Raw genomic sequence first — 16,415 nt, 5'->3', positions numbered from 1 at the left:
CGGGGGGGGTGTGGGAGCGTGGACTCCCACCCCCCCCCCCCCCCCCCCCCCCCCCCCCCCCCCCCCCCCCCCCCCCCCCCCGGGTCCGGGTGGGGAGGTCAGTGCGGGTGGGGGTGGGGCTTCTCCGGGGCGTCGGGGGTGGGGGTCACGTCGTGAGCCAGTGCTCGTTTGTCGGTCTTGCCGATGGCCGTGCGCGGGAGCGCGGGCACGAAGTGCAGGACGTCGGGGGACTTGTAGGCGGCGAGACCGCGGGCGGTGAGGAAGGATTTGAGGTCGGGCAGGGTCGGGGGAGCGGCGGGGTCGGCGGGGACGATCACCGCACACACGCGTTCGCCCAGGACCGGGTCGGGGAGCGGGATCACCGCCGCGTGCCGCACGCCGGGGTGGGTGGCCAGGTGCTCTTCCAACTCGCCGGCCGGAACGCCCTCGCCGCCGCGATTGACCACTTCCTTGACGCGGCCCTCGACCACGAGGTATCCCCCGGCGAGGCGGCGGACCAGGTCGCCGCTGCGGTAGTGGCCCTGTGGGGTGAACGCGCCGGCGTTGTGGTCCTCGGCCCGGTAGTAGCCGCGAATCGTGTACGGGCCGCGCACGAGCAACTCGCCGATCTCGCCCTCGGCGACCGGTCGTCCCTCGTCGTCGACGACCAGCACCTCGTCGTCCGGGCTCAGCGGCCGGCCCTGGGTCTCGGCGACCAGGTCCGGACCGTCGTCGAGGCGGGTGTAGTTGAGCAGGCCCTCGGCCATCCCGAAGACCTGTTGCACCGTGCAGTCCAGGCTCCGGCCCAGGGTGCGGGCCAGGTCCGCGTTCAGCCGCGCGCCGCCGACCTGGATCAGCCGCAGCGACGAGCGGTCGCCCGGCTCCCACTCCCACATCTGCGACCACAGGTCGGCCAACGGCGGCACGACGGCGGTGACGGTGACGCGTTCGCGTTCGATCAGCGGGAAGACCGTGTCGGGGCTGGGGTCCGCGGCGAACACGACGGTGCCGCCGACGCCAAGAACGCCGAGGATGCCCGGGCACGCGAGCGGGAAGTTGTGCGCCGCCGGCAACGCGACCAGGTAGACGTCGTCGGCGGTCAGGCCGCACACCTCGGCGCTCGCCCGGGCGTTGTACGCGTAGTCGTCGTGGGTGCGCGGAATGAGCTTGGGCAGACCGGTGGTTCCGCCGGAGACGAGCAAAACGGCGACGTCGGCAGGTGCCGGGCCGGGGAGTTCGCCCGGTTCGGCGTCGATGTCGGCCAGCCTCGTCTGATCGGGGCCGTCCGGCTCGCCCGCGACGATCACGTGCCGCAGGGAGGGGACCCGGTCGCGGATCTCCCGGGCCAGGGTGCGGTGGTCGAAGCCCGCGTACACATCGGGTATGACGTACGCGACGGCCTCGGACAGGGCGGCGAGGTGGCCGATCTCGTGCGCGCGATGCGCCGGCAGGCACAGCGCGGGTACGGCCCCCAGCCGGGCCAGGGCCAGCAGGACGACGGCGAAGTCGGCGGAGTTGGGCAGGTGCACCACCACCCGGTCGCCCGCGGTCACACCCAGTTCGGCGAACCCGGCCGCCGTGCGTTCGGCCCGGTGGTGCAACTCGGCGTAGGTGACGCGGCCCGCGGCGTCCACGAGGGCGGTGCGTTCGGGCCACGCCTTGGCCCACGAGCGGGAGAGGGCGCCCAGCGTGTCGCCGCGCCAGTACCCGGCCGCGCGGTAGCGCCGCGCGAACTCGTCCGGCCACGGCACGCAACCAGGCAGGGACATGGTGTTCTCGGCATGCATCGAGGGCTCCGGGATCGAGGGAATCGACGGGATCGAGGGGGTCGAGGGGTGGTGGTCGCGCGGGTGGGGGACCGCCTCGGGGCGGTCGCCCGGGGCACCGGTCACGGCGTCGTGGGGGGCTGCGCCGCGAGCGCGGCGTCGACCGCCTCGTCCGACAGCGCCGCGACCCGCACGTGGATCCCGGCGATCCGCTCCAGTCGACCGGGCGTCGTCTCCTGCGCCCGCAGGCGCGTGGCCAGGGACGCGACCGTGCGGGCGGCGAAGACCAGGCGGACGGTGACCGCCCCGGCACCGAGGACCTCACGCAGGCGGCCCACGATCGCCGTGGCCAGGATCGAGTCCCCACCCAGCGCGAAGAAGTCGTCGTCGCGCCCGAGTTCGCGCTCGCCGGCGGGCAGTGCCTCCTGCCAAACCGACGCGATCAGGCGTTCGAGGTCGGTGCGCGGCGGCTCCGGCGGTGGGCCCGCCGGTCGGCGTCCCCACAGCGGGGCCAACCCGCGGCGATCGATCTTCCCGTTGGCGGTCAACGGCAGTTCGTCGACCCGCACGATGTGCTCGGGGATCATGTGCGCCGGCAGCGACTTCGCCGCCGCGTCCCGGAGTTGCTCCACACCTACGTCGGACCCGGCGGCGACCGCCGCGACCAGGGCACCCTCGTGCACGCCCGCCACCGCGCGGCGCACCCCGGGAACGCCGGCCAACGCGGCCTCGATCTCGCCCGGCTCGATCCGGAACCCGCGCAGTTTGACCTGGTGATCGGCGCGGCCCAGGAACTCCAAAGCGCCGTCGGGCAATCGCCTGGCCAGGTCGCCGGTGCGGTACCAGCGTAGCCCGGCCACCTCGACGAAGCGGTCCGCGGTGCGCTCGGGATCGCCGCGATATCCGGCCGCGACACCGTCGCCGCCGATCCACAGTTCGCCCGGCACCCAGTCCGGGCAATCCCGGCCCACCGCGTCCACGACCCGGCAGCGCACGTTGCGCAGCGGCGTGCCGTACGGGATCGCCCGCCACTGGGCCGGTAGTTCGCTGCCGGCCGGCACCTCGTGGACGGTGGAGTGGATGGCCGTCTCGGTCGTGCCGCCGAGCGCGACGAAACGGCATTGCGGCACCTGCGCGTGCAGCCGCCCGGGAAGATCGACGGTGACCCAGTCGCCGCCGAGCAGCACCACCCGAAGTGTGTCGCCCAGGCCCGCCGACGTCGGTCCCGCGCCCGCGGTGAGCAGCATGTCGAGCAGTGCCGGTACGCAGTTGACCACGGTGACCTGCCGTTCGCGGACCAGGTCCACCCAGCGGCCGGCCTCGCGTCGGTCCTCGTCGGCGGGCAGGACCACCGCGCCGCCGGCCGACAGCAGGCCGAACACGTCGAACACCGACAGGTCGAAGTCGAGAGCGGACAGGCCCAACGCGCGATCGTCGGGTCCGAGCGCGAAGCGCTCGACGAGGTCGTCGATCGTGTTCATCGCGGCGCGGTGCGGGACTTCGACACCCTTGGGCTCACCGGTGGAGCCGGAGGTGAAGAGCACGTAGGCGATGCTCTCCTCGTCGACGCGAACCGGCGGCTCGGCGGTGGGCGCGGGGAGTGCGGCGGCCTCGGCGAGGGCGAGCGCGGGCGCGAGGGGCGAGGCACCGCCGGCGCCGTCGGTGTCCAGGACCAGCCGGATGCCCGCGGTGCGGTGGATGCGTTCGCGGCGCGCGGCCGGCTGCTCGACGCCGATCGGAACGTAGGCCGCGCCGGCGGCGAGGATGCCCAGCGCCGCCACGATCTGCTCCGGCCCCTTGGGCAGGGTGACCGCCACGCTCTCGCCGGGCGCGACGCCCCGCGTGCGCAGGGCGGCGGCCACGCGCAGTGCGCGCTCGGCGAGTTCGCCGTACGACAAGGTGCCGCCGTCGGCGTCCGAGGGGCCCCACAGCAGGGCCGGCGCGTGCGGTCGTGCCGCGGCGTGCGCGAAGAATCCCTCGTGCAGGCTGTGCCGCGACCGGGGGGCGTCGGTGGTGTTCACCCGATCGAGGACGGCCCGCTGCGCGGCGGGCAGCAGGTCCGGCATCGGCTCCCGCCAGTCGGCCTCGGCCGTGCCCAGGCGGGTGACCAACTCCCGATAGGCGGCGAACATCGCGTCCACGACACCGTCCGGGAAGGCGTCCTCGCGCACGTCCCAGTTGACCAGCAGTCCACCGCGCACCTCGGTGATCTGGGCGTCGAGCAGCACCTGCGGCCCCTGCGAGACGATCCACGACGGTTCGCCGAACAGTCGGCGAACGTCGGCGTCGAAGAGTTCGCCCAGGCCCAGTGCGCTGGTGTACACGATCGGGGCGAGCACCTGTTCGCCCCGAGCGCGGGCCAGGTCGCGCAGTACGTGCAGGCCCGAGTGGTCGGCGTGCGCCGCGTCGCGGTGCATGCGGGACTGGAGCGCGCGGGTGTGGTCCAGGAACGAGCGCGGCTCGGACATGTCGACGTCCAGGAGCACCGATCCGGTGAAGTCGCCGACCAGGCGCGGTACGTCCGGGTGCAGGTCCTCGCGGTCGAACAGCGGCACGTTCAGCAGGAACCTGGGGCCGGCGCTCCAACCGGCCAGGACGGCGGCGAACGCGGTCGCGAAGGCCATCGCGGGGGTGATCCCGTGCGCGTGCGCGCGGGCGGACCAGTGCCCGTGCTCCTCGGTGGTCAGCCACAGGTGACGCCGGGTCACTCGGGTCAGGTCGGCCGGAAGCGGGGCGCGCAGCGGGAGATCGGGCGCGCCGGGCAGGTCGGGGATGCGCTCGTGCCAGTAGGCGGCGGCGCGTTCGGCCGCGGCGCGCCGCAGCGGGGGACGGGCGGCGAGGTAATCGCGGTAGTCGTAGCCGAGTTCGGCGGGCACCCGCTCGGGGTGCGCGTACAGGTGGGCCAGATCGGCCAGCAACACCCGGTAGCTGAGCGCGTCCGCGGCCACCATGTCCACGTCCAGGTGCAATCGGCTGCGGCCGTCGGGCAGCAGGCTCACCCGCAGGTCGAAGACCCGGCCGGCTTCGATGTCGAGCATCTGGTGCGAACATTCGTCGCGGACGCGGTCCAGGTGCTCGGCGGCGGTCGCGGCGTCCGCGTCGCGCAGGTCCAGCACCCGCAGCACGTCGCCGGGCACGGTGGGGCGGATCTCCTGACGACCGTCGTCGGTGATCCGCACGCGCAGCATGGGGTGTCGGGCGACCAGGGCGCGCGCGGCGGCCTCCAGCCGGGCCGGGTCCACGGCGGCGCCGGGTTCGGTGTCGAACTCGGTGTACAGGTGCGCCGCGACACCGCCCAGGGTCTGTCCCTCGGAACGACCGATCCAATAGGCGTGTTGCATGAGTGCGAGCGGGAACGACCCGGGCCCGGTGCCGGGTTCCGCCGCCGGCTCGACCGTCGGTAGCGGATCCGGCTCGGCCGCCGCCGGCTCGCCGCCCGCCAGCAGCGCGACCCACGCCCCGACGGTGGGTGCGGTGGCCAGGTCCGCGAAGGTGACCCGGGCGCCGGCCCGGCGCCATCCGCCGGCCAGGCGCATCAGGCGCAGCGAGTCGAGTCCGTGCGCGATCAGGTCGTCCCCGTCGCTCAGGGATTCCGGTGCCACGCCCAGCATTTCCGCCACGTCGCGCCGTACGTCCTCGACGGTCAGCCGCACGCTGTTCTCCTTCGATCACGAATGTGTCCGCGGGACGCGAGTGCGACGGTGTCCATCCGAGACGTCCTTGACACCCACCCCGAGCGTCACAAATATAGGCTAGGCAAACCTAAGTCGGGCAAGGCTTTTCGATCGATCAAGACAGTTCGCCGCTCCTCGGACCGGCGCCGAAGGGGCCACGCCTTGACGAGTGCGAACCAGGCCGCCGACCGTCGCCGCGAGCTGATCCGGCGGCTGCTGGCCGAAGCGGGTATGCAACCGGACACCCCCGCCGACGCCATCGAACCGCGCGACCGGAGTGCGCCCACGCCGCTGTCCGCGGTACAGCACAGCCTGTGGCTGCACCAGCAGGCCTACCCCGAAAGCACGTCGTACAACGGTTGCCTGCTGATTCGGATCCGCGGCCCGCTCGACGTGGCCGCGCTGCGCGTGGCCACGCGCGAACTCCTGCGCGCGCATGAGGTCCTGCGCACCACCTACCACGCGGACCCCACCGGCCTGCCGCACCAGGTGGTCACCGCGACACCCGAAATCGCCCTGCCTATACGTGACTTCGCCCACATCCCGGCCGAGTCGAGGGAGGCCGAGGCCGATCGGGTCGCGCTCCGTCTGGCCTCTCGCCCCTTCGACCTCGCGCGTGAGCGCTCCGTGCGCCACGAACTCCTCGCCTTCGGGCCCGAGGACCACACACTGGTCCAGGTCGTGCACCACATCGCCTGGGACGGCGGCACGTGGGGCGTGCTCGCGCGCGACCTAGCGGCGTTCTACCGGCGCGCCCACGAAGCGGAGTCGGCGTTCACCGCCGCCGTGCCGCGCGTACAGTACGCCGACATCGCCGCATGGGCGCACGCCCGGCCGCTCGACGACGCGGGCACGAAGTTCTGGCGCGAACGGCTGACCCCGCCGCCGAACCCGCCCGAGCTGCCGGCCGACGGCCCCAGAAGGCCCCCACCGGACGAGCGCGGCGGCCGGATCGTGCGTCGCCTGGACCCGCAACTGCCGGCCCGCATCCGCGCGTTCGCCGCACAGGCGGGCGTCACCCCGTTCACCGTCGTGCTCACCGCGTTCGCGGCGGTGCTCCGGCGCTACACCGGCGCCGACGACCTGCCGATCGGCACGTTGGTGATGGACCGGGCGAACGCGCACGCCGCCGAGTTGATCGGCAACTTCGGCAACACCGTCGTGGTGCGCGCCGATCTCGCCGACGACACGCGCGAATCGACGTTCCGCCGGGCCGCCGTACGGCTGGGCGCGGTGTGCGCCGACGCGTTCGAGCACCAGGACATCCCCTTCGACCGAGTCCTGGACGAGGTCCGCCCGCCGCGCCGTCCGGGTCGGCCGCCGCTGTTCGACGTGATGTTCGGGCTGCTCACCCAGGAGTTGGGCGAACTCGACCTGCCCGGCCTGGAGACCTCCTGGCGGCACGTGCACAACGGCACCACCCAGTTCGACCTCGCCCTGGAGGGCTTCCTCCGGGACGAGGACCTGCTGGTGGAGGCCACCTACCGCACGCCGCTGTTCGAACCCGACACCATCGAACGCCTGCTCGCCCACCTCGAGACCCTGCTGACGGCCGCGCTGGCCGAGCCCGACGCGCCGCTCGCGCTGCTCGAGGCGATCCCCGCGGACGAGATCGTCGAGCAACCCCGCGACGAAGACGAAGACTTCCCCGCCGGCGGCGTCGCCGCGCTCGTGGACGCATGCATCCGGGAACGACCGCGGGCCGTCGCCGTCCGCGCCGGCGACACCACCTGGACCTACGCCGACCTGGACGCGCGCGCCGACCGGATCGCCGCCGCCCTCACCGAGGCCCTGCGCGCGAACGGCGCCGGCGGCGAACCCGTCGTCGCCCTGGCCCTGTCACGCACCGCCGACCTGATCGCGACCCTGCTCGCCACCCTGCGGATCGGCGCCGCCTACCTGCCGCTCGACCGCACCCACCCGCCCGCGCGCGTCGCCGCGATGCTCGCCGACGCCGCACCCGACCTGCTGGTGTGCGACGCCGGCTACACCCCGCCCGCCGACGCGGCGCCCGTGCTGCGCGTCGACGACCTCCCCGCCGCACCCACCGGCGCCGCGACACCCGGTGCGGACCGCCCGCGGATCCACCCGCAGGCGCCCGCCTACGTCGTCTTCACCTCCGGCTCCACCGGCCGCCCCAAGGCCGTCGTCGGCACCCAACGCGCCCTGGGCAACCGGCTGCGCTGGGGCCGCTCCGCCCTCACCGCCGCGCCCGGCACGAGCGTTCGCGTGGCCAAGAGCGCCCTCGCCTTCATCGACGGCAGCACCGAGATCCTGGGCGCCCTCGTCGCCGGCGACACCCTGGTCCTGGCCGACGACGCCACCGCCCGGGACCCGCTGCGCCTGACCGAACTCGCCGACGGCCACGGCGCCGGCGTACTCACCGTCGTGCCCAGCCTGTTGGAGACGCTCCTCGACACCGCGCCGCCGGGGTCCCTGGCCGGCGTGCACACGTGGATCTGCTCCGGCGAGGCCCTGCCCGCCGCCCTGGCCGACGCCGTTACCGCACGTTGGCCCGACGCCCGCGTGGTCAACCTGTACGGCTGCTCCGAGGCCGCCGGCGACAGCCTCGCGCACGTCCACCGCCCGCCCGCCGCCGCGTCCGCGACCGTGCCGATCGGGCGGCCGATCTCGCGCACCCGCGCCCACGTGCTGGACGAGGCGCTGCGCCCGGTGCCCATCGGCGTACCCGGCGAGCTCCACCTCGCCGGCGACGGCCTCGCCCGCGGCTATCTCGGCCGCCCCGCCGCGACGGCGGAGCGATTCGTCGCGGACCCGTACGGGCCGCCGGGGAGCCGGCTGTACCGCACCGGCGACCTGGTCCGGCGGCGATCGAACGGCGAACTGGAATTCCTGGGCCGGGCGGACCACCAGATCAAGATCCGCGGTGTGCGGATCGAACCCGGCGAGATCGAGGCCCGACTCCTGGGACACCGGGGCATCGCCCGCGCGGTGGTGGTGCCGATCCGGTCCGGGAGCGCGCTGTGCGCCTATCTCGTGCCCACCCGGGGCACCTCGATCGACGTCGACGCGGTACGGGCCGGGCTCGCCCAGACCCTGCCCGCGCCGTTGCTGCCCGACGCGTACGTCGTCCTGGACGCGTTCCCGCTCAACCCCAACGGCAAGCTCGACCGGGCCGCGCTGCCCGCCCCGCGGGCGAGCACCGCGCCGACGCGGGCACCGGCCGACGACCGCGAGCGCGCCCTGTGCGCGATCTTCGCCGAGTTCCTCGACCTGGCACCGGACCAGGTCGGGCCGGACGACGACTTCTTCGCGCTGGGCGGGCACTCGTTGCTCGCGGCACGGCTGGCGAACCGGCTGCGCGGCGCCTTCGCGGTCGAACTCGCCGTGCCCGACGTCTTCCACGCGCCCACACCCGCCGCGCTCGCCCGACTGCTGGACACCGCCGAGCCGGTGCGCCCGCGCGTCCGCGAGATCGCCGTACCCGACCCGGCACCCGCGTCGTTCGCGCAGGTCGGTCTGTGGTTCGAGGAACAGGTGCGCGGACCGTCCGCGGCCTACAACCTGCCGCTGGGGGTGCGCCTGCGCGGGCGGGTCGACCCGGAGGCGATCCGTGCGGCGCTGCGCGACGTGGTCCGGCGTCACGAGAGCCTGCGCACGCTCCTGGTGCCCGGTACCGACGGCACACCCGTACGCGAGGTACTCGCCCCCGCCGCCGCGCACTCGCGGTTGCACTGCGCCGTCGTGGCGGCCCACACGTGGCCGGCGGAGCGGCTCGCCGCCGAGGTGGCGGCCCTGGTCGCCCGCCCCTTCGACATCGGCGCCGACCTGCCGGTGCGGGCCGCGGTGTTCGTCGGACCCGCCGACGGGGAGTGCGTCCTGGTCCTGGTGCTGCACCACAGCGCGGCCGACCGCTGGTCGTTCGGGCCGCTGCTGGCCGACCTGACCACCGCCTACACCGCGCACACCACCGGATCCAAGCCGCAGGCGTGTCCCGAACCGGCCGTCGGGCACGGCTCGTACGCGGCGTGGCAACGCGCGATCCTGGGCGCGCGGGACACGCCCACCGATCTGACCAGGCGCCAACTCGACTACTGGACGCAGACCTTGCGCGACGCACCGGAGGAACTGGCGCTACCCGCCGAACGCTCCCGGCCCGCGGAGCGGAACCATCGTGGTGCGAGCGTCGAACACACCCTGCCCGCCGACCTCGTCGACACCCTGCGCGACGTCGCACAGGACGCCGGCACCAGCGTGTTCACCACCCTGCACGCGGCCGTGGTGGCCGTACTGCACCACCTCGGCGCGGGCGAGGACATCCTCCTGGGCGCCCCCGTCGCGGGCCGCACCGACGAGGATCTCGACCGTGTGGTGGGCTATTTCGTCAACACCGTCGTGCTGCGCACCCGAGTCGACGGCGACCCGACCTTCGCCGAGCTCCTCGAACGCACCAGGACCGCCGACCTGGCCGCCTTCGCGCACGCCGACGTGCCCTTCGACTGGGTGGTGGAGCGGCTGCGGCCCACCCGTACGCTCTCCCGGCACCCGCTGATCCAGGCCACCGTCACCCACCACCGCGCCGAGGAGATCGAACTGGCGCTGCCCGGCACGCACGCCGAGCCCTTCGCGCCGAATACGGGCGCGGCGATGTTCGACCTGGACCTGCGCTTCGTGGAGACCGCCACCGACGGCATCCGGGTGCAAGCCGGCTACGCGTGCGACCTGTTCGAGCACAGCGGCGTCGTCACGCTGCTGGACCGGCTGCACCGGCTGCTCTCCCGCGTGCTCGCCGACCCGCACGCGCGCCTGAGCGGCCTGGACCTGCTCACCGACGCCGAACGCCGGCTGCTCGTGCACGAGGTCAACGCCACCGCGCACGAGGTGCCCACGACGACCGTGGTGGAGCGCTTCACCGCCCAGGCCCGCCGCACCCCGGACGCCCCCGCCCTGATCGACGCGGCCGGCACGGCCACCGGGTACGCCGAACTGGCGGATCGTGTGCGGGCGAACGCGCGACGGCTGATCGACCGGGGGGCCGGGCCCGGCACCCTGGTCGCGATTGCACTGCCCCGCTCGGCCGACCTGGTGGTCGCGCTCCTGGCGGTGCTCGCGAGCGGTGCGGCGTATGTGCCGCTGGATCCCGGGGAGCCGCCCGCACGCCTGGCGCAGACGATCGCCGACGCCCGGCCGGCGTTCGTGTTCACCGACGCCGCGCACGCGCGGCGGCCCTGGGGCGTGCCGGTCATCGTGACCACCGACGACCCGACCGAGGCCGCGGCCTCGGCTGAACTGCCGGCACCGCCGCGGGCCGCGCACCCCGCGTACGTGCTGTACACCTCCGGATCCACCGGCCGCCCCAAAGGCGTGCTGGTCTCACACGGCGCCCTCGCCCACCAACTGGCCTGGGTGCAGGACGAGTACGCGCTCACCCCCGCCGACCGCGTCCTGCACAAGGCGCCCGTCGGGTTCGACGTGTCGTTGTGGGAGCTGTTCTGGCCGCTGTGCCAGGGCGCGGCCGTCGTCCTGGCCGATCCCGACGGCCACCGTGATCCCGCCCACCTGGCCGCACTGATCGACACCCGTGCGGTCACCGTCGCGCACTTCGTGCCGCCCGTGCTGGACGCCCTCCTCGACGTCGTCGAAGCCGCGACCGGCCCGAGCCCGACGCCACCGGCCGAACGGGCGTTGCGTTTGCTCCTGTGTGGCGGCGAGGGGCTGCCACCGGCCACCGTCCGCCGCAGCGCCCGAGTGCTCGGGCTGATGCCGCACAACACGTACGGGCCCACCGAGGCCACGATCACCGCGACCGCGTGGAATCCCGCCGGCACCGTCGTCGAGGACGTCGTGCCGATCGGACGACCGGTGTGGAACACCGGCGCCCTGGTGTTGGACGCCCGACTGCGACCCACCCCGATCGGGCTGCCGGGCGAGCTGTACCTGACCGGGGCCCAACTCGCCGACGGATACCTGCACCGTCCCGGTCCGACCGCCGAACGCTTCGTGGCCGACCCCTACGGCCCGCCCGGCACCCGGATGTATCGCACCGGGGACCTGGTGCGCCGGCGCGCCGACGGCGCCCTGGTGTATCTCGGCCGGACCGACCATCAGGTCAAACTGCGCGGCGTGCGGGTGGAACTGGGCGAGATCGAGGCGCTGCTGACCGGGCGGGCGGAGCTGACGGCCGCCGTGGTCACCGCCCGGCCCGGGCCGACCGGTGCGCCGCTGCTGGTGGCGTACGTGGTCGCGAGCGCCTCCGCGTCCGTGGACCCCGAGGCGCTGCGCGGCGAGTTGGCCGATCACCTGCCCGAACACCTGGTCCCGGCCGCGATCGTGGTCCTGCCCGTGCTGCCGCTGCTGGCCAACGGCAAACTCGACCGGGCCGCGCTGCCGGATCCGGCCGTCGCCGCGCCGACCGCGGACGGCGCGCCGAGCGATCCCGCGCAGGCCGAACTGGCCCGAATCTTCGCCGAGGTGCTACGGGTGGACCGCGTCGGCGTGCGGGACGGGTTCTTCGCACTGGGCGGGGACAGCATCGGGGCCACGCTGGTGGCGACCAAGGCCCGTGCCGTCGGACTGCGGTTCACCGTTCGGGACGTCTTCCGGCACCAGAGCGTACGCGCGCTCGCCCGGGTCGCCCGCCGCGACGAGGTCCCGACGGCGCCCCCCGCACCGCTCGTGCTCGCCGACCCGCCGCTGGCCCACGTTTTCCGGGACGGCGGGACCGGGCCGAACGGCCACCATGTGTGCGCGGTGCGGGCCGTCGCTTCCGGGCGAACGGGGCTACTGGAGACGGCCGTTGCCGGACTCGCTCGTCGATACCCGGTGTTGCGGCTGCGGATCGAGACGGTCGGCAAGCGGTTGTGGCGCACCACGTCGACGGCCGAGGCGAACCCGAGAGTGGCTGTCGTCGCCGGTACGCGGGAAGACGTGGCCGAGCAGCTCGCGCGGACGGTGGCCGCGTTGGACGTGGTCGAAGGGCCGACGCTGGCGGTGACGCTGACGCCGGGGCGCCTGTTCGTGGCCGCGCACGCCCTGGTGCTGGACGCGGCGGCGGTCGAACGGATCGCGGACGAACTGGCCGCCGACGTACGGGCGGATCCGCCGTCGACATCGGCTGCCGAGCCCGACGCGGGGCCGGAGGTCGCCGCGCGAGCCGACAGTGCGGCGGCGGATGCCCTCCCCCTGGTCGCCGCGCGTGCGCACGCGACGCCGGCGGACGCTTCGCCGGCGGACGCCGATCGCATCGACGCGGATCCGGTCGCCTGGGCAGAGGAGTTGCGCGACGTGACGCCCGCGCCCGCCGTACGAGGCACGGGTTACGGCCGCTCCCTGTTCCTGAGCACCATCGTGGTCACCACCCCCGATGCCGGTTCCATCGAGGCCGTTCGGGCCGCCGCCGGCGAGGCGTTCCTGAGCGCGCTGCGCACGCGTAGCCCCGAACCGGAGAGATTGCTGATCGACCGGGTGGTGGACCCGCACCGATCCGGCGAAACGGTGGCGCCGGTCGGGTCGTTCGCCTACGCCTACCCGCTCGCCTTCGACCGGGAAGGGGCGTTGCCGGACGTGCACGCCGCCGACCTGCGCGGCGCCGGATACACCCGAATGCGCTATGCGAGCCGATCCGGGGCCCGGGTCCTGGGCCGGGTTGCCCGCGCGCAGATCGTCCTGCGCGACGCGCCTGCCCACGGCTGGGCCGACGACCTGCCCTCGGCGGTCAGTACGCGCTGGCCCCTGGACGCGGCGATCGCCGTCTCGACGGGCGAGGACGGCACGCGGTGCCGGCTCACCCTGCATGCCGGGCCCACCGTCGACGCCGAGGACGCACGCCGCCTGCTGGCGACGTGGGTCGAGCGGACGACCGCGCGCATCCCGGGAGCCGGCACGACCACCGACCACGAGACGACCACACCGAACACGGACACCGGGCGGACGACGTGAGCGACCTCAACCCTTCGAACGACCACCCGGCCCACACCCCGGCGGCACTGTGGAGCCGCGAGGCGTTCGAGAACGCGCCGCCGACGGTGCGCGCGATGGTCGCCCCGCGCGAACTCGCACCCGACGCCGCGCACATCCGCGCGGTGGCGGTCCTGGCCCGACACCGGGACCTGAGTACCGGCGGCCCGACGGCGTGGTGCGGCACCTTCACGGTCGACACGGACGCCCGGCGCTCGACCGCCCGGGTGGCACGGGTGGACGGTACGCCCGCGACCGCGTGGGTGGATCGTGGCCCCGAACTGCCCGGGCTGCTGGTCCTCGCCCTGCCCGGAGCCGTCGTCGACGGGACCTCGTGGCGCATCCTCGCCGGCGAACTGCGCTCGGGACTGCGCGGCGAACCGATCGGACCCGAGCCCGCGCCGACCGCCGACTACGCCGCCGCCGTCGCCCGCGAGGCCGACGACCCGGAGCTGGTCGACCGGGCCACCGACTGGTTCACCCTGATCGACCGGGTGGACGACCTGGACGCGCCCGCGCCGTGGCCCGGGAGCGAGCCCGGGGCCTGGGACACGCCGCCCACCGGCGCCGCGACCATGCTCGAACTCCCCTTCGACACCGACCCCTTGAGCACGCGGACGCCGCTGCGCACGATCGTCGCCTCGACCGCGGCGCGGATCCTGGCCCGCTTCGCCCCCGGGCCGCTGTTCGTGGACGTCGTGGAGGACGACCGGGACCGCCACGACGGACGCTTCGCCCGCACCGTAGGCGACCTGCGACGCGTCTTCCCCGCCCTGCTGGAACCCGGCTCGCCCGACACCGACGCGCTGCCCGCGAACCCGCGCGCCGCCGCCGACTTCGGCCTGGCGCTCTACCTCGGCGAGCAGACCGCGGGTGCCCTCGCGGACGCGCCCGAGGCAGGCGTGCTGGTGGCCTACGGCCATACCGACCTCGGCGACGAGGAACTGCTCGCCTACGATCGCGAGAGCGACGGGTACGCCGTCTCGCGCTATCCGCTGCGCCTGGACCTGTGGGTGGACCACTCGCCCGCCGGGGCCGGGCGACGGGTCGCGCTGCGGGTTGTCGCCGATCCGAAGGCGCTGCCCGAACTCGACGTCGCGGCACTGCTCCGGACTTGGCGGGCGGCACTGGAACCCGCCCTGCTCGACGCGGCCCGGGCCGGACGCGAGGACGACGCGCAGGCCGGTGCCCTCGCCGCCCGTGACGCCGCCCTCGACTCTGCGATCGGCGGCCTGGGCGTGGCCGAGGTGCTGCCGCTGTCGCCGCTGCAGGAGGGTCTGCTCTTCCACCTGATGCTCGACGGCGCGGCCCGCGACATCTACGTACAGCAGGCCGTCCTGTTCCTCGACGGCCCCGTGGACGCCGATCGCCTCGCGGGCGCGGCGCGGTGGGTCCTGGAGAAGTACCCGAATCTGCGCGCGGGCTTCGTGAGCACCGAGGACGGCCCCGTCCAGGTGATCCCCGAGCGGTTCACCGTGCCGTTCGCCTACGCCGACCTGACCGACCGCGGGGCCGATGTCGACGCCGCCTTCGAGGCGTTCGCCGACCGCCAACGGGAGATCCCGTTCGACGCGGCCCGGCCCCCGCTGATCCGCTTCGCCCTGGCCCGTACCTCCGACACCGGCCACCGACTCCTGCTCACGTCCCAGGTCGCGCTGCTCGACGGTTGGTCCGGCGGCCTCGCGCTGACCTCGCTCCTGGAGTTCTACACCGACGCCGAGGCCGAGAGCGCGCGGGCCACCACGCCCTTCCGGGTCTTCCTGCGTTGGCTGGGCACCCGCGATCGGGACGCGGCCCGCGACGCGTGGTACGCCTACCTGGGCGACGTCGCCGAACCCACGCTCCTGGCCGGCCCGCGCCCGCCCGGCGACGACGCCACGCCGGCCTCGGCCGGCGAGATCCACCGCGAGGTGCCCGCCGCGCTCGCCGCCCGCCTGGCGGCCCGCGCCCGCGAGGCGGGCGTCACCGTGGGCACGCTGTACGAAAGCGCCTGGGGGCTGCTGCTGGGCCGACTCACCGGACGCGACGACACGGTGTTCGGCGCGTTGGTGTCGGGACGCCACCCCGACGTCGACGGCATCGACACCACCGTCGGCGTGTTGTTCAACACCGTCCCGGTACGGGTCCGCGTCGCGCCGCACGAGCCGATCGCACAGCTGTGGCGGCGCACCCAGGACGACAAGGCCGACCTGCACGACCACCCCTACCTGGGCTTGAGCGAACTCCAGGCGATGGTGGGCGCCGGCCCGCTGTTCGATACCTTCTTCGTCTTCCAGAACCTCCCGTTGCCGGACAGGAACCGCGGGTTCGGCCCCGAGGGAGGACTGCGCGTCCTCGGCCACGCGGTGCGCGACGCCACCCACTACCCGGTGTCCGTGGTGATCACCCCCGGCGAGGTCACCCGCCTGCGCGCGATGTACCACGACGACGCCTTCGATCGCGCCGACGTGGAGCTTCTGACCGAGCGCTACCTGCGCATCCTCGAAGCCTTCGCGAGTCACCCCACCCGCGCGTGTGCCCGCGTCGACATCCTGGAAGCGGCCGAACGCCGACGCGTCGTGGCCGAGTGGAACGCGACTTCGCATCCGGTGCCGGAGGTGACGGTGGCGGATTTGTTGGAGGAGCGTGCGGGGTTGGTTCCGGATGCGGTCGCGGTGGTGCAGGATCCGGATGGTGCGGCGCCGTTGGTGTGGTCGTATCGGGAGTTGAACGAGCGGTCGAATCGGATCGCGCGGTTGTTGCGGGTGCGGGGCGCGGGTCCGGAGCGGGTGGTGGGTCTGGCGCTGCCGCGGACCGCCGACATGGTGGCGGCGTTGTTCGCGGTGCTCAAGACCGGTGCCGCCTACCTGCCCATCGAACGCGACGTGCCCGCCGAACGCACCGCGTGGATGCTCGCCGACACCGCGCCCGTCTGTGTCCTCACCAGCGGCCCCGGCCCGGATACCCCCGACGCCGTCGATCTCGACGATCCTTCGGTGCGGGCAGAGTTGGCGGGGTTGTCGGGGGCGGATCTGTCGGATGTGGAGCGTTCGGACTTCGTGCGTTCGGATGGGGCGCGGTTGGAGCATCCGGCGTATGT

General features: G+C 74.2%; 4 protein-coding genes. 2 read left to right on the top strand and 2 right to left on the bottom strand.

Annotation, left to right across the window (positions count from 1 at the left end):
* Positions 1-98: 98 nt before the first annotated feature.
* Both ACZ4FV_RS48925 and ACZ4FV_RS48920 read right to left on the bottom strand, forming a co-directional pair.
* Positions 99-1,766, bottom strand: coding sequence for a (2,3-dihydroxybenzoyl)adenylate synthase (locus ACZ4FV_RS48925; protein WP_402237216.1), 1,668 nt, complete (start codon positions 1,764-1,766; stop codon positions 99-101).
* 101 nt (positions 1,767-1,867) lie between these two features.
* A complete protein-coding gene (locus tag ACZ4FV_RS48920) occupies positions 1,868-5,398 on the bottom strand; it encodes a non-ribosomal peptide synthetase (RefSeq protein ID WP_465327729.1) in 3,531 nt (1,176 codons plus the stop codon).
* A 183-nt stretch (positions 5,399-5,581) separates the two neighbouring features.
* On the opposite strand from ACZ4FV_RS48920, the gene ACZ4FV_RS48915 reads away from it, so the two are divergent.
* Together ACZ4FV_RS48915 and ACZ4FV_RS48910 are read left to right on the top strand one after the other, a co-directional pair.
* Positions 5,582-13,318, top strand: coding sequence for an amino acid adenylation domain-containing protein (locus ACZ4FV_RS48915; RefSeq protein ID WP_465327727.1), 7,737 nt, complete (start codon positions 5,582-5,584; stop codon positions 13,316-13,318).
* A partial coding sequence (locus ACZ4FV_RS48910) for a condensation domain-containing protein (protein ID WP_465327725.1) occupies positions 13,315-16,415 on the top strand: 3,101 nt, incomplete at its 3' end. The genes ACZ4FV_RS48915 and ACZ4FV_RS48910, both read left to right, overlap by 4 nt.

The organism is Embleya sp. NPDC025285 (genome assembly GCF_055558835.1).
This window is presented reverse-complemented; position numbering and strand designations above follow the sequence as displayed.